The organism is Methylobacterium sp. FW102-HT35C08, assembly GCF_058790235.1.
This window is the reverse complement of record NZ_JBYTCL010000002.1, coordinates 1,219,994-1,240,565: the sequence shown is the minus strand read 5'-3', so window position 1 is coordinate 1,240,565 and position 20,572 is coordinate 1,219,994. Positions and strand designations below refer to the sequence as shown.

Here is a 20,572-nt window from a genome sequence, read left to right as displayed (position 1 = left end):
TGTGGCGTTCAGGCACGGAAGCGGGCGGCGAGCGCCTCGGAGCCGCGGGCGAGCAGCCCCATATCGGAGCCCACCGCGGTGAAGCGGGTGCCGGCGGCGATGTAGCGGCGGGCCAGCTCCTCGCTCGGCGTGAGGATGCCGGCCTGCTTGCCGGCCTTGACGATCCGGGCGACCGCCGCCTCGATGGTGCGGACCACCTCCGGATGACCCTGCTGGCCGAGATAGCCGAGGCTGGTCGACAGGTCGCCGGGCCCGATGAACACGCCGTCCACGCCCTCGACGGCGGCGATCGCGTCCAGATTGTCGAGGGCGCGGCGGGACTCGACCTGCACCGCCACGAAGATCTCGGCCTCGCAGCGGGTGTGGTAGTCCTTGATCCGGCCGAACCGGGCGGCGCGGGGCGCCTGCGAGAAGCCGCGGATGCCGCGGGGCGCGTAGCGCGTCGCCGCGACCACCCGGGCAGCCTGCTCGGCATCGTCGATGTTGGGGATCATCAGCGACTGCGCGCCGGCGTCGAGGATGCGCTTGATCGTGATCGGGTCGTCGCTCGGCACCCGCACCATCGGGTGGGTGCCGCCTTCCATCATCGCCTGGAGCTGGGCGTAGATGTCCCGGAGGTCGTTGGCCGAGTGCTCCATGTCGAGGAGCAGCCAGTCGAACCCGGCCCCGGCGACCACCTCGGTGGAGATGGGGCTCGCGAGGCTGCACCACAGGCCGATCTGCTGGCGCCCCTCGGCGAGGGCCGCCTTGAAGCGGTTGGTGAGGCTGTCCATCGCGAATCCTCCTGAGCGCCGGCGCGTCGCGGCGTCTGCGCGCCGTCCACCGCAACAGGCGCACCCTTCGGCCGCGCAGTCAAAGCCAAAGTCTGGATCGATCGATGCCGCACATGCATCGATCGGCCCGCAATTCACGGCGACGGCATGTCCGCCAGGACCGAGACCAGCTGGGCGATCAGGGGCTCGTCCGCCGCGCGCCGCCAGGCCAGCACCAGCTCGACCGGCCGCGGCGCGGGCAGCGCGAGGGGTCGGAACACGACATCCTCGAAGCGCAGGCGCTCGGCCGCCGCCGGCACGAGGGCGATCCCCAGGGCCGAGCGGACGAGGGCCAGGATCGAGTGGATCTGGGTGAGCTGCTGCACGATCCGCGGCGGGATGCCGGCCTCGGTGAACAGGCCGAGGACGAGGTCGTGGAAGTAGCGCGCCTCGTTCGGCGCGTAGGCGATGAGCGGTTCCAGACCGAGCTCGCCGGGGGTGAGCCGGTCGCGCAGCGCCAGGGGATTGCCCGCGGGCAGCGCCACCACGAGCGGCTCGGCCAGCGCCCGGACGGCGATCAGGTCGGGATGCGTCACCGGTGGCCGCACCAGGGCGGCGTCGATGCGGCCGGCGAGGAGTTCCTCGACCTGATCCTTGCTGACCATCTCGCGCAGGGAGAGCGTCACGTCCGGCAGCGTCTGCCGGAGCGCGGTGACGAGGCGCGGCAGGAAATCGTAGGCCGAGGCCGCGGTGAAGCCGAGCTTGAGCACGCCGGCGCGGCCCGCCGCCACCTGCCGGGTGACGTGGGTCGCAGTCTCGGCGAGCCGCAGGATGCGCTGCGCCTCGGGCAGGAAGCTGCGCCCGGCCGCCGTCAGCCGGACGGAGCGGCTGGTGCGTTCCAGCAACTGCACGTCGAGGACGCGCTCCAGAACCTGGATCTGCCGCGACAGGGGTGGCTGCGTCATGTTCAGCCGGGCGGCGGCACGGCCGAAATGCAGCTCCTCCGCCACGGCGGCGAAACACCGGAGCTGGCTGAAATCGAACATGGAGGCTCCCTGACGCGAAGCGGCGGCGGAGCATAGAGCCTCGGCGGCCGCCGCGTCCCGGCGGGCCGGACGGACCTCACCGCGTGAGTTCGTTGCCGGCGTAGTCGATCTTGCCGTCGGGACCCTTCCTCCAGGCGTACATGACGTAGTCGGGCCGGGTGATATCGCCCTTCCTGTCGTAGGCGATCGGGCCGATCACGGTGTCGATCGGCTGACCCCGGTGCAGCCAGTCCGCGAGCGTCCGGCCGTCGCTCGAGCCGGTCTCGGCCATCGCCTTCGCCAGCACCTGCACGGCCGCGTAGCCGTAGAGCGTGTAGGCGTCGGGATCGATGGACTTGGCCTTGAAGGCCGCCACCACGGCCTGGGCATGGGGGTTCCGGCGTGCGTCCGGCCCGAAGGTCATCAGCGTGCCCTCGGCCGCCGGCCCGGCGATCTGCGCGAACTCCTTGGGGGCGAGCCCATCCCCGCCCGCCAGGATCGCCCTGAGGCCCTGGTCGCGCATCTGGCGCAGGATCAGCCCGGCCTCCGTGTGGTAGCCGCCGTAATAGACCACGTCGGCGTTCGCCGACTTCAGCTTGGACACGAGGGCCGAGTAGTCCTTCTCGCCCGGATTGATGCCCTCGAACAGCACCTCCCGGCCGCCCTTGGCCTTGAGGGCCTTCAGGGTCTCCTCGGCCAAGCCCTTGCCGTAAGGCGACTTGTCGTGGATCACGGCGATCTTCTTGTCCTTGAAGTGCTCGGCCAGGTAGGCGCCGGCCACCGCGCCCTGCTGGTCGTCGCGGCCGCAGGTGCGGAACGTGTTCCACAGGCCGCGCTCGGTGAACTTCACGTTCGTGGAGGCGGGGGTGACCTGGATGATGCCGGCGTCGAGATAGACGTCGGAGGCCGGGATCGACACGCCCGAGTTGAAGGCCCCCACGACCATCTTCACGCCGTCGCCGGCGAGCTTGTTGGCCACCGAGACGCCCTGCTTCGGGTCCGAGGCGTCGTCGCCGACGACCGTCTCGAAGATCCGGCCCCCGACCCCGCCGGCCTTATTGATGTCGGCGATCGCCTGCCCGGCGCCGGTCCGGATCTGCGCCCCGAAGGCCGCGTACGGTCCGGTGATGCCGACGGCGATCCCGATCTTCACCGGGCCGTTCTTCTCCTCGGCCTGCGCGGCGCAGAGCATCAGAAGGCCGGTGACGGCAGCAAGGCGCAGGCTTCGCATCGGTCTCCCCTGGTGCTCGGCGCGACGGGCTGGACGTGTCGCGCAAGATCTGACCCGGCCCAACCTGCGACTCGGCAGCAATGAAGCCGGCATCCTGATTGTTCAGGGGGTATTTCAATTCGTCAAGTCATGAAAATTCGGAGCAATCCCATGTAATTTGAAAAGGTGCGCGCATCTTGATGACGATACAAATAATTTATGGTCGAAAGATATTTATGAGTTCGCCATCTTGGTCGCGGAATAGAACTCCAAAACCCTGATCTCCGGTTCGTGTCCCGTGCGGCCACCGGCCTCGCGCGGCGTGGCGTCGATGATGCATCCGGCCGGCGTCGCCGTCGCAGCCTGCGAGACCGATGACCGCTTTGCACATGCCCTGCCCGCGCCCCGCCCGATCCCCGCGCCGGGGACGCGGCTGATGGAGCCGCCCGAGGACGGTTCCGTCGCCTGGGCGGAGCGCCGCCGGATCGCCGAGCAGGGCCGGGGCGACCGGGCGTGGTCCCTCTGGGGCCCGTATCTCAGCGAGCGGCAATGGGGGACGGTCCGGGAGGATTACAGTTCCGACGGCGATGCCTGGCGCGCGCTGACGCACGAGGAGGCCCGGTCCCGCGCCTACCGCTGGGGCGAGGACGGGCTGGCCGGGATCTGCGACGAGCGCGGCGGCCTCAACCTGGCGCTGGCCCTGTGGAACGGCCGCGACCGCATCCTCAAGGAGCGCCTGTTCGGCCTGACCAACCAGGAGGGCAACCACGGCGAGGACGTGAAGGAGGTCTACCACTACCTCGATGCCGTCCCGAGCCACGCCTATCTCCGGATGCTCTACCGCTATCCGCAGGGCGCCTTCCCGTACGAGGATCTGGTCCGCGAGAACCTGGCGCGCGGCCGCGACCAGCCCGAATACGAGATCGACGAGACGGGGATCTTCGCGGGCGACCGGTTCTTCGACGTCACGGTGGAATACGCCAAGGCAGATGCCGACGACATCCACGCGGTGATCACCGCGCTCAACCGCGGCCCCGAGACCGCTGACCTCCACGTCGTCCCGCTTCTCTGGTTCCGCAACACGTGGTCCTGGCAGGCCGGGCAGGCGCGTCCGCGGATCGCCCGCGCGCCCGACGGGGGCGTGGTCTGCACCCACGAGCGGCTGGGGCCGTACCGCCTAGCCTTCGACGGCGCGCCGGACCTGCTGTTCTGCGAGAACGACACCAACCTGCGGCGCCATGGCGGACAGCCCGACGCCCCCGGTCCGTTCAAGGACGGGCTCCACGCGGCGATCGTCGAGGGCGACGCCGCGGCGGTGCGGCGGGATGCCGGGACCAAGCTCGGCCTCCACTACGCGCTGCGGCTGGAGCCCGGGGCGAGCGCCCGGATCCGGCTGCGGCTCTCGGCGGGCGCGCGCATCCGCGCCGTCGACGGCGACGGGTCCACGATCCGGCAGCGGCGGGCCGAGGCGGACGCGTTCTACGAAGAATTGCAGGACGGCATCGCGGACCCGGATGCCCGCGCCATCTTCCGGCAGGCCGCCGCCGGGCTGATCTGGTCGAAGCAGCTCTATTGCTACGACGTGCGGCGCTGGCTGGCGGGCGACCCGCTCCAGCCCGGGCCGCCGCGCGGGCGGGACGGCGGCCGCAACAGCCAGTGGCAGCACTTCGCGGCGGCCGACGTCCTGTCGATGCCCGACACCTGGGAATACCCGTGGTTCGCCGCCTGGGACCTGGCGTTCCACTGCCTGCCGCTGGCGCTGCTCGACCCCGGCTTCGCCAAGAAGCAGCTCCTGCTGCTGACCCGCGAATGGTACATGCACCCGAACGGGCAGCTCCCGGCCTACGAGTGGGAGTTCGGCGACGCCAACCCGCCGGTCCATGCCTGGGCCGCCTACCGGGTGTTCGAGATCGACCGGGACCGGCGCGGCGGGCGCGGCGACATCGCCTTCCTGGAGGGCGTGTTCCACAAGCTCCTGATCAACTTCACTTGGTGGGTGAACCGGAAGGACGCGCAGGGACGCAACGTCTTCCAGGGCGGCTTCCTGGGGCTCGACAATGTCGGGGTGTTCGACCGCTCGCGCCCGCCCCCGGGCTTCGGGGTGGTCCATCAGGCCGACGGCACCGCCTGGATGGCGATGTACGCGCTCAACATGATGCGCATCGCCCTGGAGCTCGCCCTGCACAACGACGTCTACGAGAGCACCGCCTCGAAGTTCTTCGAGCACTTCCTGCTCATCGCCGAGGCGATGACCGACATGGGCGGCGAGGGCTTCGGCCTGTGGGACGAGGCCGACGAGTTCTACTACGACGAGGTCGACATCCCGGGCGGCGGGATGCTGCCCCTGCGGGTCCGCTCCATGGTCGGGCTGGTGCCGCTCTTCGCCGTGGAGGTGATCGAGCCCTCCGTGCTACAGCGCCTGCCGGACTTTGCCCGGCGCCTGAACTGGGTGCTGGAGAACCGGCCCCACCTCGCCCGGCTGGTCTCGCGCTGGACAGAGGGCGGCGTGAAGGACCGCAAGCTCCTGTCGCTGCTGCGCGGCCACCGCATGAAGGCGCTGCTCCGGCGCATGCTCGACGAGGCGGAGTTCCTCTCGCCCTACGGCGTGCGCTCGCTCTCGAAGGTCCACCGCGACGCGCCCTACGTGCTTAACGAGCTGGGCGCGTCGTTCACGGTCCGGTACGACCCGGCCGACTCGACCTCCAACATGTTCGGCGGCAACTCGAACTGGCGCGGTCCGGTCTGGATGCCGATGAACTACCTCATCGTCGAGGCTCTTCGGCGCTTCCATACCTATTACGGCGACGACTTCCTGGTGGAGTACCCGACGGGCTCGGGGGCCCAGTGCACGCTGAGCGCGATCGCCGACGCCTTGGAGGACCGGCTGATCGCCCTGTTCGCCCGGGATCCGGAGGGCCGCCGGCCCGCCCTGGGCGACAGGGCGCCGAGCCTCACGGCGCCGGGCGCCGAAGAGGCCCTGCTGTTCCACGAGTTCTTCGACGGGGATACCGGCCGGGGACTCGGTGCCTCGCACCAGACCGGCTGGACGGCGCTGATCCTCACCTTGCTGCGCGACCGCGCGCGGTCACGGGAGGCGCCCCGCTAGGGCCATTCCCGAACGTGTTGCCGCGGTTCGGAAGGACGGCGGCTCCGGTCGAGACAAACATGCCATGCTACCCCTCCCATGCGGGAGAGGGTTGGGGTGAGGGACAATCGGCGATGGCCCCCGGCCCCACCCGGTCGGGAACGCCTCTGACGAGCCGTGAGCCTCAGTGCGGTCGCGGCTGCGGCAAGCCCTCGAAACGCGCCGTTAACCTTAATCGGTGAATTGCCTGATCGTGAGTGGCTTCGCGCGGGGGGGACCTGCCGCCGCGCAAGGATGGCAAATCATGCGGCTGATCGTCGGCACATTGATCGTCTTCGCCTGCGTCTTCGGCAGCTACAAGATGATGGGTGGCCACCTGGAAGTCCTGTGGCAGCCGTTCGAGTTCGTCATCATCCTCGGTGCGGCGATCGGCGCCTTCGTCATCGGCAATACCGGGCCGGTGCTCAAGGCCGTGCCCGCCATGCTGGGCACGCTCCTGAAGGGCCCCAAATACAACCAGCAATCGTATGTCGAGCTGCTGGGGATGCAGTATTCGTTGTACAAACTTGCCAAGCAGAAGGGCTCGATGGCGCTCGAGCCGCACATCGAGAATCCGAGCGAGTCGTCGCTGTTCAACGCCTTCCCGACCTTTGCCGCGAACCATCACGCGGTCGAGTTCGTCTGCGACTACATGCGCATGGTGACGCTGGGTGCCAACAACGTCCACGAGATCGACGCGCTCATGGATGAGGAACTGGAGACGCACCATCAGGAGCAGGAGCGTGTCGTTTCGGCCATGCAGTCGCTGGCCGACGGAACGCCGGCGCTCGGCATCGTCGCCGCCGTGCTCGGCGTGATCAAGACGATGGGGGCGATCAAGGAGCCGCCGGAGGTGCTGGGACATCTGATCGGCGGCGCGCTCGTCGGCACCTTCTTCGGCGTCTTCGTCGCCTATGGCTTCTTCGGGCCCATGGCGCAGTCGCTCAAGAGCCTCTTCGAGGCCGAATCCAAATACTACCTGTCCCTGAAGGCGGGTCTGCTCGCCCACATCGCCGGCCAGCCGCCGGTGATGTCGGTGGAATTTGCCCGCAAGTCTCTGATGAGCGACGTCCGCCCGACCTTCAACGAGGTGGAGGCGGCAACCGCCGCCCTCCCCGCCCAGAGCTGACCCGATATCCGGTAGGGACGCGATGACCACGATCATCATCAAGAAGGTCAAGAAAGGCGGTCATGCGCACCACGGCGGTGCCTGGAAGATCGCCTACGCGGACTTCGTGACCGCCATGATGGCGTTCTTCCTGCTGATGTGGCTGATCAGCATGACCACGCAGGAGCAGAAGGTCGGTCTGGCGGAATACTTCGCGCCGGCGGCTCTGAGCCCTGCGACCAGCGGCGCGGGCGGAATTCTGTACGGCACCGCCCTCGACACGTCAGGCAACAAGTCGTCCACGCCCCGCGACGCCGCGAGGGGCTCTGTCGAGCAGGAGGACAGAGCGCGCTCGATCAGTCCGGGCCGCGCCAGCGAGCTCGATGCCAGCCGCCCGGCTGCCAACGTGCAGGCCAACGTCAGCGCCATCGCCAGCCTCCGGCAGGCGCTCCAGGCGATGCCCGACATTGCCGAGCTGTCGCGCAACATCGTGATCGAACAGACCAAGGAGGGCGTGAACGTATCCCTCGTGGACCAGGACGGCCGCTCCATGTTCCGCGAGGGCTCTGTCGATCCCTACGAGCACACCCGTCGCGTGCTGGAGGCGCTCGCCCCCACCCTGCGCCGGCTGCCCAACCGCCTGTCCATCACCGGCCACACCGCCGTCGCGCGCCCGGGCTCGGCGCGGGCCGGCGAGCCCTGGAACCTCTCCGCCGGGCGGGCCCTCTCCGTGCGCGCGATCCTGTCGGGCGCCGGGGTTCCCAACGACAATTTCGCGTCGGTCACGGGACGCGCCGATACCGAGCCGGTTTTCCCCGACAACCCCTATCTCGCGCCGAACCGACGTGTGACGGTGACTTTGCTCAATGCGAGCCCGCCGGTGCCCCCGAACCTCTTCCGTTGACGACACATCCTGGGCGCCGCGTTGCTGCTGGCGATCCGCGGGATCATCGAAGGCTCCCGGGGGACAACAGCCTGTCCCGGCCCCCATAGGCTCCAGACCGCCCGTGCGCGCGCGATGCCGCCCGGGCGGTCTGGCGCGACTGCGGCGGACGCAGCCCCGCGCACGCCGTCCAGAGCATAGGATCTGGATCCCGGGCTTCGCTGCGCGGCTCCCGGGATCATTGGGTTTGGCAGGCCGGCGCCGGTCAGCAGCTCAGGCGGCGTCCTTCGCGGCGGCCGAAGACCCGGTAATGGGCGGCGCCGGATTCCATCTGCCCGTTCGCGATCGCGCGGCGGACATCCGGGTTGCAGCGCAGGTACTCACGCTCGTCGAAGCCGTAATTGGCCCGGCCCCGATAATCGTCCCGATCCCGGTAGCCGCGATCGCGGGATTCGTAATCGCCGCGGTCCCGGTCCCGGTCCCGGTAGCCGCGATCGCGGTAGCCGTAATCGTCGTAGTCGGGGCGCGGCTGCGCCGCGACCGGGCCAACCACGCCCAGGACACCGAGGCTCACCGCGGCTGCTGCCAGAAACGCCTTCATCCGTCTGCCCTCCTCGAGCATCCTGCGAAACACCCGCTCATCGGGCTTCCTCCGTCCGCGCGCGATGGCGCGACGCAGCTTCGCCGGGACGCTCCCGATTGGTGGCTTGAAACGCCCAGCGGGCGAGATGGTTCGATCCGCCATGAGCCGCCGTCGGCAGCCTGCTGCGGAGTAGAGACCTGATATGCGACAAAAAGCCCGGCCGCGGGATCAGCCGCGCCGGGCTCGGATCGGACCGGCCGGGTGATCCGGCCGGCCGCATCCCCGATCACATGCGGCGCATCATTTCCCGGCGCATCATGCGGTGGCGCATCTCACGGCGCATCTCGTGACGCTCCATCCGGTGGCGCATCATCCGGCGCTCCATGCGACGCCGCATCATGTGACGCTCCATCCGGTCCATCTGGACGATCGAGACCATGTCGGACGGCGCCGCGACGGCGCCGGGCGCCAGCGGCGCGGCGGAGGCGGGCAGCGCGACAGCGCTGCCGAGGGCGGCCAGCAGGGCGGCAGTGATGATCGAAGTGCGCAAGGGCTGTGTCCTTTGTCGCCGCCGGTGGAGGCGGGCGTTTCCTTAAGGGCTGCGGTGGGAGGAGATCCTCCCACGGCCCCGCCCAGGAAGCCCCGGGCTGGCTGGATGGTTCCCGGACATCTGGGTGCGTTCCGTCCCGACCGAGCCCCCCAGGACGGCGCGCCGTGTGGCGCTCAGCGTGGGATGCCGAAGGCGGAGCCGTTCGGGTGGCGGGCGCCCTCCGGGCCCGCAGCCCGCGGTCCGGCGCCGTCCGGACCGGCCGACGCTGGCGTGGGCGCGCTGAGATCGCCGGCCCCGGCGCCGGTGCCGTTCGGTGCGACGGTCCCGACCGGCGCATCGGACGCGGCGGGCTTCGGCGGCCCCTCGCCGCCGTAGAGTGCCCCGGTGCCGCCGCTCGGCGCCGGGCCTCCGCCGACGCCGCCCCGGTCGCCCAAGCCGGCGGCCCCGCCGAGGCCGCCCCCGCTCGACGGCGACGCGCTGCCGGCCATCGGTGCCGCGCCGCTTCCGCTGCCGCTATCCGGCGCAGCGCCTGACCCGACGCCCTGCGCGGCGGCGGATCCGGCCACCCCCACAAGGCTGCAGATGAGGAGGATCCTCAGGTCGCCCGCGTCCATGCATCGCACGCCCTGGCAGCGGGCTGCCCACTGCCTCATGCCCGGCCAACCAGCCCTCCGGGCGATCGTTCCGGCCCCGGCGCCGCTTGGCCGGGGACCTGAGCACATCCGGCGGGGAGGCCAGCGTGATGAGGCCTGCAATCCCCAACTCGGCGGGCATCATCGACCTGCCGGCGGTCGCGCGCGGCATCGTCATCGCCCGCTTATTGTTGGGTATGAACAAGTATGCATCAGGCTGCCGATCGAGGCTCTTTTCTCTAGATTTTAATTTCATGACAATCGAACTGCCGCAGACGGCGGAAGTATTGGTAGTACTTTTACCTGGAAAATCTGCGACGATTTGCTAAGTTGCATCCACCTGACCACAGAATCAGTGGGCAAAGATCATGTGCGACTGAAATAACGACGATGTATTGTTTTTATCAGTGCTGAAATAATAATTCATTTTCAAGTCTTCACGGCAGAGATTCTACCCGGCACGCGGCAGAGACACCTTCGAATCAGGAAGCGATGATGCACCGTATTTTGAGCGCCGGCCTCGTGATGGGATTGCTGTCGAGCACAGCGCTGTCCGCCGATCTGGCCCACAATCCCAAATCCGAGCCGGTGGCGCCCCCCGTCTTCACGTGGTCGGGCGTCTATGGCGGCCTGTTCGTCGGCTTCGGCGCGCTCGACAGCGCGACGCAGTTCCTCTGCGCGGGTCCAGACGGGCGGGCCGGCGCAGCGGGCTGCCCGGTCCTCCCGTCCAGGCGGGGCACCGATGACGGCTTCATCGCCGGCGGCGAGGTCGGCGGCAATTGGGCGGTCGGATCCGGCTTCGTGGTCGGCGGCGCCGCGGATTATCAGTTCACGCGCCTCTGGGATTACGGCGAGCGGGAGGGCCGCTTCACCGACAGCGGCGGCCGCGCCCTGATCTTCCGCGTCGCACATGCCGGGCAGCGGCTCGACCAGCTGGCGACCCTGCGCGGCAAGGTGGGCTTCGCCCTGGGGCCGACGCTGATCTACGGCACCGGCGGCCTCGCCTTCGGCAACGTGCGCATCGACAGCAACCTGACGGCCTTCAATCGGAGCGTGTTCGACGCTCGCGAAGGCGAGGTCCGCACGGGCTATGCCGTCGGCGCCGGCCTCGAGCACGCGTTCACCGATCACCTCTCGGCCAAGGTCGAGGGCCTGTACTACGACCTCGGCAGCCGCTCGGTCCTCGCGGCACCGATCGGTCGCGTGCTGCCCGGCTATCGTGCCGGTGCCCGCATCGCGACGGACGGTTTCCTGACTCGTGTCGGCCTCAATTACCGGTTCGGTGCCGGCCTGCCGTCGGACGGTCCGGCCGCGCCATCGCCCTGGGCCTTCGAAGGTGGCCTGCGCTATTTCTACAGCTCCGGCGGCCCGCGCTACACCCTCGGCGATCCCTTCAAGCCCGGCCAGGTCAATTCCCGCCTGACCTACGCGGGTGCCGACGCCCATTCCGGCGAGAGCTTCGCGCGGGTCGAGCACGCGCCGACGGGCCTGTTTGCCAAGGGCTTCCTCGGCGCGGGTGGGGTCACGACCGGCCGGCTCGCCGATGAAGATTTCCCACCTCTCGAAAGCCGGTATTCAAAGACGCTCTCGCCGATCAAGGACGGCGACATCGGCTACGGCGTCATCGATTTTGGCTACGACGTGCTGCGCCGGGACGGCTTCAGCCTGGGCGGCTTCGTCGGCTACCAGTACGACGCCGAGCTTCTCAACGGCCACGGTTGCCAGCAGGTGGCACGCAGCGGCATCTGCGCGGGCCAGTACGCCGTACCCGATCAGGTCAAGGTCTTGGGTGAGACCCTGCGCTGGAATGCTCTGCGCGTCGGCCTGATCGGCGAGGCCCGGTTCGACCGGGTCCGGCTGAGTCTGGAGGGTGCCTACCTCCCCGCCGTGTCTCTGGAGGGGGTCGATCGTCACTGGCTCCGGCCGGACATCAACCCGCTGCCGCAGCAGGGGCGCGGAGACGGCTACTTCGCCGAGGGCATCGTCTCGTACGACGTGACACCTCGCGTGAGCGTCGGCGTCGGCGCCCGTTACTGGCGGATGCAGACCGACTCGGGCTCCGTGAAGTTCCCGACCTACCCGCGCAGCCCGACCAAGTTCGAGACCGACCGCTACGGCGCCTTCGCGCAGATCTCCTGCCGGCTGGCCGATTTCGGCCTCGGCGAGGCGAATGCCCCGGCGACTTTGGTCCGCAAGGACTGACGCGGGCTGATCTGGCCTGACAGGGGTCACCGGCCGGCGCCGCCTGCACGATCTGGGTGGGGCGCCGGCCCGGTTCGTGGCAGCGCCCAGCCTGCAAGATCTCCTCGACTTTCAACTGGCGGCGAACCGATCATGTGGATCGCGCAGCAGGTGCCGGATCCGGCGCCTGCTTCCAAGCTGCGGCGATGCCGTTCAGGCCGCCATCATGAGCGTGCACCGCCGGCTTCGCAGCAGTCCGCGCGCTCGGCCTCGTCCTGGGCCTCGCGGTCCTTTTGGGCTCTCGCGCCCGTTTCACGCGCCCCGCCCGCCTGCGCACAGCTGAGCCGCGAGACTTGTTTGACAGCGCTGTCACGCCGAACCGGCGTCCACTCGGGCGGCAACGCTCTCGAGCCGCGACCGTCAGGGCTGCGACTCGCTTCGAGAGCCGGGCGCGCTGGCGTACCGCGAAGACCCGCCATGTCCCGTCCCTGCCCTCATCCTGAGGCGACCGCTACGCGCCCGCACCTCGGGATGAGGGCAGGGACGGGACGACCCAACCTCACACAACGACCCGCGCCGCGCGTCGGCCGTCTCAACGGGACCCGGAACGGCTCCAGCGCGGCCCCGCCCACAATGTGAAGTCGCGTTCTCCGACCTGAGATCTGCCCCAGGGCGTCTCGTCCGGTCATCCTGGGCCCTCGGATCAGAGCCGCCGACGCGGCAAGGTCTTGCGCCGGCAACGGCTCTGGACCGCCCGCAGCCGGCGCGCCGGTGCCGATCGCACGGGCCGGAGCCTCACACCTGGGGCGATGATGCCGCGCGAGCGTACGGCCCGTCGTCCGTTGCGGACGCTGGTTCGCCCGGGCCCGGGGCCTCCGCGATCGGCCTCGGCATTCGGTTTGCTGGCACAGGATCGTCCGTGACGGCCCTGGAGGGCGGGGGCGAGAGCCGCGCGCGGCAGGGGTGCGGTCGCGCATGCCGCACGAAGCTGGCAAGAAATCCGCAACCATAGGCTAAGCAGGCTGCGCCGGAGCAGCACCGTGTGTGCTTCGGGGCGCGGTTCGCGCCGGTCGAACGGATCCGCCAACGCCGATGCACACAGACGCGCCTTTCCCGGTCGCGCCGCCAAGCCCCGCTCTCCCCTCTCCCGCGCGCGAGTCGGAGCCGTGGGCGGGCGCCGCCGGATTCGGGCAATGGCGGATCGACGCGCGCACGCGGTGCGTCGCCCGGTCGGCGAGCCTGGCGCGCGTCCTGGGCGGACCGCCGGCGGAGCAGATTCTGGCCTTCGAGGACCATTTCGCGTGTTATCACCCGGATGATCGCGCGCTTGTGATCGCGCGGGTCGACGACCTCCTGTGCGGCCGCCGGCCGGCGACGCCCTATCAGGGCCGGGCTCGCATCGTGCGCCCGGACGGCAGCGGCCTCGACGCGATCATCCAGGGCGTTCCCGAACACGGCCCCGACGGCACGCTCGTCGCCCTGCACGGGATGCTCCTCGACGTGACCGATCTGGTCCGGTCCGAGCGGCGCGCGCACGAGACCGACACGCTCCTGCACGGGACGCTGGACAGCATGGACCAGGGCCTCGTCGTGCTCGACGCCGCCCAGCGCGTCCGCGTGTTCAACTGGAGCGCCGCGGACCTCCTCGACCTGCCGGGCGACGTCCTGCGCGAGGGCGTCGCCTTCCCCGACATCCACGCCTACCAGCGCGCGCGGGGCGATTTCGCCGCGGCGGAAACCGAGCTGCGGCTGGGCGTGGCCGGCCGCGACCTGACGGCACTGCCGCCGCTCTTCGACTGGCGCCTGCCCAGCGGTGTCGTCCTGGAGGTGCGGCGCTCGCCCCTCGCCGATGGCGGCGCGGTCCTGACCTTCAGCGACGTCACGCAGATCCGGCACGCTGAGCGGGCGACGGAGGAGAGCGAGCGCCGCTACCGGCTGCTCGCCGAGAACGCCACCGACATCATCATCTGGTCCGACCTGACCACCTGCCGCCGCTACGTCTCGCCCGCCGTGCGCACCGTCCTCGGCTACGACCCGGACGACCTGATCGGCACGCAGCCCCTCGCCTTCGTCCACCCCGACGACGTCGCGGCCTATCGCGAGGTCCTGGAGGGCCTGACCGGCGGGCGCACGGCGCGCGCCCTGACCTCCCAGCGCTACCGCCACCGGGACGGCCGCTGGGTCTGGCTGGAGATCTCCTTCAGCCTGACCCACGACGCGGCGACGGGCGCGGCGGACGGCTACGTCGCCACCCTGCGCGACGTCGGCGCCCGGAAGGGGGCGGAGGATGCCCTGCGCCTGAGCGAGGCGCGCTACCGCGCGCTGGCGGATGCGCTGCCGCAGCTCGTCTGGATCACCGCGACCGAGACCGGCGAGGCGACTTATGTCAACCGGCGCTTCGAGGATTACTACGGGCCGATCGGCCCCGCGCGGGCCGCCCGAACGGCCCGCAACCACCCGGACGACGCCGAGCGGATGGAGGACCTGTGGCGCGAGGCGCGCGCGCGCCGGACCGCCTACGAGGTCGAGGGCCGCCTGCAGCGCCACGACGGGGCCTATCGCTGGCACAAGCTCGTGCTCCTGCCGATCTGGCAGGGCGAGACGATGGTGGGCATGCTCGGCACCGCCCTCGACATCGACGAGATCGTGGCGGCGCGGCGCAAGGTCGAGGAGGCGAGCAGCCTCCTGCTCCTCGCCCAGCAGGCCGCCAAGGCGGGCACATGGCACCTCGACCTCGACAGCGGCCGGATCGACTGGTCGGCCGAGAGCGCGCGCCTGCACGGCATCGAGACGGAGGGGGATTACGCCCTCGAGGCGCAGGCCTGGCTCGCGCGGATCGACCGCCAAGACGGCGAGCGCGCCCTTCAGATCGCCGCGGCCGCCGCCGAGGCGGGGGAGACCTTCTCGATCGAGTTCCGGGTCCCCACCCCCGACGGCGGCGTGCGCTGGATCAACGGCGTCGGGCGCGGCGTCCCGGGGCCGGATGGCCGGGCGCGGCGGATGATCGGACTTAACATCGACGTGACCGCCCGCAAGGCTGTCGAGGCGGCGCTCATCGCCGCCAAGGCCGCGGCGGATTCCGCCCGCCTGGAGGCCGAGCGCGCGAGCGCGGCCAAGAGCGAATTCCTGGCCGCCATGAGCCACGAGATCCGCACGCCGCTCAACGGGGTGATCGGCTATGCCGACCTCCTGCTCGACGAGACGGAACTCGGGCCAGTGGCGCGCAAGCACGCCGACCGCATCCGCACCGCCGGCGCGGCGCTCCTGACCGTGGTCAACGACGTCCTCGATTTCTCGAAGGTCGAGGCCGGCCAGATCGAGATCGTGCCCCGCCCCTTCGCGGTCGAGGCGCTCATCGACAACGCCGTCTCGATCGTGCGCCCGTCGGCCGAGCGCAAGGGGCTCGCGCTCGCCATCACGCGCGGGCCGGACCTGCCGGCCTGGATCGCGGGCGACGAGGACCGCCTGCGCCAGATCCTCCTCAACCTGCTCAACAACGCCGTGAAGTTCACCCCGATCGGGCGCATCCGCCTGTCGGTCCTGGCGGGCCCCGGAAGCCGGGCCGGCGCGCGCACCCTGCGCTTCGAGATCCGCGACACCGGGATCGGCATCCCGGCGGACAAGTGCGACCGCCTGTTCCGGCGCTTCTCGCAGGTCGACGGCTCCGTCAGCCGCGAGTACGGCGGCACCGGGCTGGGCCTGGCCATCTCGAAATCCCTCGTGGAGCTCATGGGCGGGACGATCGGCGCCGCGAGTGTCGTGGGCGAGGGCTCGACCTTCTGGTTCGAGGTCACGCTGCCGGAGACGGCCCCGGAGGTCGGCGCCGGGGCGCCGGCCACCGCGATCGCCCGCGCGACGGGCAAGCGCCTCCTGCTGGCCGAGGACGTGCCGCTCAACCAGGAACTGGCCCGGACGATCCTGGGGCGGGCCGGGCACACGGTCGACGTGGTCGCCGACGGCGTCGCCGCGGTGGCGGCGGTCCAGGCGCGGTCCTACGACCTCGTCCTGATGGACGTGCAGATGCCCGTCATGGACGGCCTCACCGCGACCCGGCGGATCCGCGCGCTGGGCGGGCCGCTAAGCCGTGTGCCGATCGTCGCGATGACCGCCAATGTCCTGCCGCAGCAGGTGGCCGAGCTGCGCGCGGCCGGTCTCGACGACCATGTCGGCAAGCCGTTCCGGACGGATGCGCTGCTGGCGGCGATCGACCGCTGGGCCCGCCCGTGCGGCGCGCGTCCGCCCGCTGCCGCCTCGATCGATCGGGCCGTTCTCGACGAGATGACCGAGATGGTCGGACGGGACCGCATGCGCGACCTCCTGGCGATGCTCGCCCGGGAACTCGCGCAACGGTTCGGGCCCGACGCCGCGGATCATGGCCGCGAGCGGCTCATGCTGGACGCGCACGCGATGGTGTCGGCGGCCAGCATGGTGGGCTTCGTCACGCTCGCCGACACGTGCCGGGCGGTGGAAGCGGCCTGCCGGACTGCGGACGACGTCGCCCCTCTGCTCGGCCCGCTCCAGGCCCAGGCCACCGCGACGATCGCCGAGATCGAGGTCCTGCGCGCGGTCTGATGCGGCGCCGGCCGCGCGCCGTCAGTCCGGGGCGCCGCCGGTGCGGACGTGAACGCGCTGGCCGGCCCGGATCCGGCTCCCGCTGCGCCGTCACGGGTGACGGGGCGGCGGACCCCAGCACCTCGTGCGGGCGGACAAGCACCTCCGTTGCGTGCGATCTGGCCAGCAGCATCGTCACTCCGGCCGGACTCTGCTAGGCAGCCGGCACTGCCATGCCGATGCCGATTCCCACCCTCCGGACCCTGCTCTTCCGCCTGCACTGGGCACTGGGCCTCACCGCCGGTCTCGTCCTCGCCCTGATGGGCCTGACCGGAGCCCTGATGAGCTACGAGGAGGCGGTTACCGCCTTCGCCAACCGCGACCGGCTGGAGGTCACGCCCGGCGGACGGACGGCGCTGCCCCCCGCTTCCCTCGCGGCGCGGATCGACGCGCAGGCGGGCGGCCGCGTCGCCAACGTGCTGACCCTGTCGGACGACCCGAGCGCGAGCGTCCATGTCCGCTTCGCCCGCGATCCCGAGACCCGCGCGCGGCCGCCCGCCGCCTACGCCGACCCATACGACGGGACGCTGCTCGGCCCGGTGCGGCTGGAGGGAGCCTTCACCGCGGTGCGGGACCTGCACCGCTGGCTGCTGCTGCCCGGCGGGTCCAAGGGCTGGGGACGCACGATCACGGGCGCCTGCACCCTGGCGCTGCTGGCCTTCCTGGCTACCGGCCTCTACCTGCGCTGGCCCCAAATCCACCGCTGGCGGATCTGGCTCAGGCCGGCCCTGTCGCGCCCAGGCCGACCGCGCTGGTGGTCGCTGCACGCCGTGGTCGGGACTTGGCTCCTGCCGGTCTACCTAATCATCGCGCTCAGCGGCCTGACATGGTCCTACCCGTCGTTCAAGGACGCCGCCGCGCGGCTGCTCGCGGGCGCGCCGGACGCCGCGAAGCCGGCCGGCCGAAGGGCCGCTGGAAGGCCGGCCGATGCCGCCGGCGGCGCAGCCGTCGACCGCGCCTGGGCGGATTTCCGCACGCGGACCGGCGAGGAGGCCGGCACGGCGGTCCTGACCCTGCCGGGCGCCGACACGAAGGCGATCCGGATCCGCTGGCTGCCGAAGGGCGTCGACGCGCCGAGCGCCCGCAACGAGGCCCGCTACGATCCCGCCACGGGCGCCCTGCTGGCCTCCGAGCGGGCCGCCGACGTGTCCCTGGGCCGGCGTCTCCTGGACAACGTCCTGGAGGTGCATCGCGGCCGCTTCTTCGGCGACCTCGTCGCGCTGCTGTTCTGCCTCGCGGCGCTGGCCATGCCGGGCTTCGCCGCGACCGGCTTGACGCTCTACGTCCTGCGCCGCCGCGCCGGGGCCCGCCGGAGGACGGTCGAGGCCGCCGCGCCGGCGGGCGCCGTCCGCGCGGCGAGCCCCTGACGGCGGCGTCCGGCGGCCCGTCGTTCGACGAAGGTCGCCCCGCCACCGCCCGGGCGATGCGGTCCGCCCGTCAGAGCCGGGCGGTGATCGTCGCCAGCACCGTGAACGGCGCGCCGGGGGTGTTGTTGGTCGCGGTGGTCGGCGCCTCGATGTAGCGCACGTTCGTCAGGTTGCGCATGTTCACCGACAGACGCCAGTGGGCGTCGAAATCGTAGTACACGAGCGCGTCGAGCCGGTTGTAGGCGCGCACGGTGAAGCTGTTGTCGAGGTCGCCGTAGCGCTGGCCGACATGGGTGACGCCGAAGCCGAGCCCGAGCCCGCGGAGCGGGCCCTGCTGGAACGCGTAGGTCGTCCACAGGCTGCCGCTGAACACCGGCACGCCGGTGAGCCGGTTGCCGACCGCGAAGGTCGTGTCCTTGGTGATCCGCGCGTCGATCAGGCCGACACTGCCGATGACGTTCCAGCCGGGCAGGATCTCGCCGGCCAGGTCGGCCTCGACACCCCGCGACCGCTGCTGGCCGGTGATGACCGAGAAGGTGGAATTGCGCGGGTCGGTGGCCGCGACGTTGTCCCGGACGATCTGGAAGGCGGCCGCGCTCAGGGTCAGGCCGGGCGTGAGATCGACCCGGGTGCCGGCCTCGACCTGCTCGCCCGTGCTGGGCGGCGGGCTCGCCACGTTCAGCACGCTGGCGGTCTGCGGCAGGAACGACGTGGCGTAGCTCGCGTAGAAGGTCAGCGGCTCGAACGGCCGGTAGATCAGCCCGACCCGCGGCGAGGCGCCGAACAGGGTCTGCTCGGGCGGCTGGGTCCGCGAGGCCGGCTGGCGGTTGAAATAGTACTGGCTGCCGAGATCGAACCGTGCCCCGACGACGAGCTGCAATCCCGGCGCCAGCACGATCTGGTCCTGGGCGTAGAACCCGAACACCTCCAGCTTCTGCTTCAGGTCGGCCTGGAACTGGAGCGGCTGGAAGGCCGCGCCGAACATCGGGTTCAGGAAGCTGACCGGAGCGAGGTTGCCCTGCTGGGAGAAGGCGTGGCGGAAGCCGTTCGAGTATTCGATCCCGAGAAGCGCCGTATGGGCGAAGCCGAAGGTGTCGAACTTCATCACGGCCTCGGTCTGGCTGTCGACCGCGGCGAAGCGCGAGTTGACCGTTGCCTCCCGCCGGGTCAGCAGCGTGCCGGCATTGTTGACGGATAGGGCACGGGCCGCGAACACGTCGAACGTGCCCCATTGCCCGGCGATGACCTGCCGGAGCGTCAGGTTCTCGTTGACGTCGTGCTCGGCCCGCACGGTGATCGTGTTGAATTCGCCGAAGTAGCGCGAGGACGGCTCACCGTAGAACCGGCTGATGTTGTCGAGGGGGACGCGGCCGCGGAAGGCCACCAGCCCCTCGTCGTACTGGGTGTGCTGGTTGGTGAATTCCGAGTTCACGTAGACCCGGGTGTCGGCACTCGGCGTCCAACTGAAGGCCGGCGCCACGAAGACGCGCCGGTTGGTGTCGCCACCGTAGTTGCGGAAGGTCGGATCCTCCTGGGCGGCGAAGCTGAGACGCGCGGCGAGGCCCTCGACGGTGGGCAGCGCGCTCGACACGGAGCCCTGGAAGCGCCGGAAGCCGAAGCTGCCGCCCTGCACGCTTGCGTCGGCCGTGGGCTCGAAGGTCGGTCGGCGGGTCACGATGTTGATGACGCCGCCGGGATCTCCCCGGCCGAACAGCACCGAAGCCGGGCCCTTGATCACCTCGACGCGCTCGGCATCCACGAGGTCGCGCGTCACCGGGTAGAAGTTGATGGCCGGATCGACCAGCACGCCGTCGACGGCGAAGACCTGCGTGGAGAAGCCTCGGATCAGGTAGTTCTGCGACCGTCCCTGCACTGTGCTGCCGAGAACCACGTTGCTGACGTTGGTCACGGCATCGGTCAGTCGCAGGTCCTGCTGATCAGTGATCACCGAACGGGGCACGACGTTGATCGATTGCGGCGAGTCGCGCACCGGCGTGTCGGTGCGCGTGGCGGTCGCGGAGCGCGTCGCCCGGTAGCCGGTGACGGGACCGTCGGCCCGCTCGCTAACGGGGCCCGTGCCCGAAACACTGAGTTCGGAGAGAACAACCTCGTCGGCTGCCGGCTCAGATTGCGCGCGGATCTCTGTCGGCGCGAGCAGAAGGAGCATTGTTGCGAGTCCAGTGCTACAGAGATTCGGACGCGACCGGCAGTATTTGATGCGATCGACGATGTCGATCCGGGCGGCGAGCATGATTTAAAATCGTTCTGAAGAGCGGCGTATCGACGCGATGCGGTGTTTCTAGATTGCAAGCGCCGTCTTTTCTCAATGCCGATTGGGAAAGCTGCGGGTGACGCGCGCATCCTCTGCCCGGATGTGGCGCGGAAGGCACGCTTTGAGGGCAATGCTTTGAAGTCGTTCAAAGCTGCCAACTTTTGCGTGTGCAATGCTGAGCTTCGCAACCGGCTGCATCCCGGGACGCGCGCCGGACGCAGGCCGACTCACCGCGTCGTGTCCTTCGCGGGATCGCGCGGCATTGCCCGGGAGA

General features: G+C 70.4%; 14 protein-coding genes. 7 read left to right on the top strand and 7 right to left on the bottom strand.

The genetic code is table 11. The annotated features are described in order from the left end of the window. Positions 1–8: 8 nt before the first annotated feature. The 3 genes from AC3WSN_RS05980 to AC3WSN_RS05970 all read right to left on the bottom strand — a co-directional run bounded on the left by AC3WSN_RS05980 (position 9) and on the right by AC3WSN_RS05970 (position 3,008). Entirely contained in the window at positions 9–773 is a 765-nt protein-coding gene (locus AC3WSN_RS05980; RefSeq protein ID WP_238197136.1) for an HpcH/HpaI aldolase family protein, read from the bottom strand. Positions 774–907: 134 nt separating this feature from the next. Further along, the gene (locus tag AC3WSN_RS05975) at positions 908–1,798 is read right to left on the bottom strand and encodes a LysR family transcriptional regulator (RefSeq protein WP_492536735.1); all 891 of its coding nucleotides are present in this window, start codon (positions 1,796–1,798) and stop codon (positions 908–910) included. 76 nt (positions 1,799–1,874) lie between these two features. After that, the gene (locus AC3WSN_RS05970; protein ID WP_492536734.1) at positions 1,875–3,008 is read right to left on the bottom strand and encodes a branched-chain amino acid ABC transporter substrate-binding protein; all 1,134 of its coding nucleotides are present in this window, start codon (positions 3,006–3,008) and stop codon (positions 1,875–1,877) included. Between the two features lie 415 nt (positions 3,009–3,423). Here AC3WSN_RS05970 and AC3WSN_RS05965 point away from each other — a divergent pair, with 415 nt between their 5' ends. The 3 genes from AC3WSN_RS05965 (at position 3,424) to AC3WSN_RS05955 (ending at position 8,123) form a co-directional block, all read left to right on the top strand. Then, positions 3,424–6,093 (top strand): MGH1-like glycoside hydrolase domain-containing protein, encoded by a 2,670-nt coding sequence (locus AC3WSN_RS05965; protein WP_492543023.1) that lies wholly within the window; start codon positions 3,424–3,426, stop codon positions 6,091–6,093. Between the two features lie 232 nt (positions 6,094–6,325). Beyond that, entirely contained in the window at positions 6,326–7,240 is a 915-nt protein-coding gene (gene motA / locus AC3WSN_RS05960; protein ID WP_492536733.1) for a flagellar motor stator protein MotA, read from the top strand. 22 nt (positions 7,241–7,262) lie between these two features. After that, the gene (locus tag AC3WSN_RS05955) at positions 7,263–8,123 is read left to right on the top strand and encodes a flagellar motor protein MotB (RefSeq protein WP_192710083.1); all 861 of its coding nucleotides are present in this window, start codon (positions 7,263–7,265) and stop codon (positions 8,121–8,123) included. 244 nt (positions 8,124–8,367) lie between these two features. Here AC3WSN_RS05955 and AC3WSN_RS05950 read toward each other — a convergent pair whose 3' ends face one another. From AC3WSN_RS05950 to AC3WSN_RS05940, 3 genes are all read right to left on the bottom strand, one after another. After that, positions 8,368–8,703 (bottom strand): hypothetical protein, encoded by a 336-nt coding sequence (locus AC3WSN_RS05950; RefSeq protein ID WP_492536732.1) that lies wholly within the window; start codon positions 8,701–8,703, stop codon positions 8,368–8,370. A gap of 268 nt (positions 8,704–8,971) precedes the next feature. Next, positions 8,972–9,235, bottom strand: coding sequence for a hypothetical protein (locus tag AC3WSN_RS05945; RefSeq protein ID WP_492536731.1), 264 nt, complete (start codon positions 9,233–9,235; stop codon positions 8,972–8,974). A gap of 173 nt (positions 9,236–9,408) precedes the next feature. After that, positions 9,409–9,723, bottom strand: a complete 315-nt coding sequence (locus tag AC3WSN_RS05940; RefSeq protein WP_192710080.1) for a hypothetical protein — start codon at positions 9,721–9,723, stop codon at positions 9,409–9,411. A gap of 254 nt (positions 9,724–9,977) precedes the next feature. On the opposite strand from AC3WSN_RS05940, the gene AC3WSN_RS05935 reads away from it, so the two are divergent. The 4 genes from AC3WSN_RS05935 to AC3WSN_RS05920 all read left to right on the top strand — a co-directional run bounded on the left by AC3WSN_RS05935 (position 9,978) and on the right by AC3WSN_RS05920 (position 18,026). Continuing rightward, on the top strand, positions 9,978–10,196 hold the full coding sequence (locus tag AC3WSN_RS05935; RefSeq protein WP_492536730.1) for a hypothetical protein: 219 nt from the start codon (positions 9,978–9,980) through the stop codon (positions 10,194–10,196). Between the two features lie 166 nt (positions 10,197–10,362). Beyond that, entirely contained in the window at positions 10,363–12,069 is a 1,707-nt protein-coding gene (locus AC3WSN_RS05930) for an outer membrane beta-barrel protein (RefSeq protein WP_492536729.1), read from the top strand. A gap of 1,071 nt (positions 12,070–13,140) precedes the next feature. Then, positions 13,141–16,620 carry a PAS domain S-box protein gene (locus tag AC3WSN_RS05925; protein WP_492536728.1) on the top strand — a complete coding sequence of 1,160 codons (3,480 nt, stop codon included), beginning with the start codon at positions 13,141–13,143 and terminating at the stop codon, positions 16,618–16,620. A 212-nt stretch (positions 16,621–16,832) separates the two neighbouring features. Continuing rightward, entirely contained in the window at positions 16,833–18,026 is a 1,194-nt protein-coding gene (locus AC3WSN_RS05920; protein WP_492536727.1) for a PepSY-associated TM helix domain-containing protein, read from the top strand. Between the two features lie 70 nt (positions 18,027–18,096). Here AC3WSN_RS05920 and AC3WSN_RS05915 read toward each other — a convergent pair whose 3' ends face one another. After that, positions 18,097–20,193, bottom strand: coding sequence for a TonB-dependent siderophore receptor (locus tag AC3WSN_RS05915; RefSeq protein ID WP_492536726.1), 2,097 nt, complete (start codon positions 20,191–20,193; stop codon positions 18,097–18,099). Positions 20,194–20,572 lie beyond the last annotated feature (379 nt).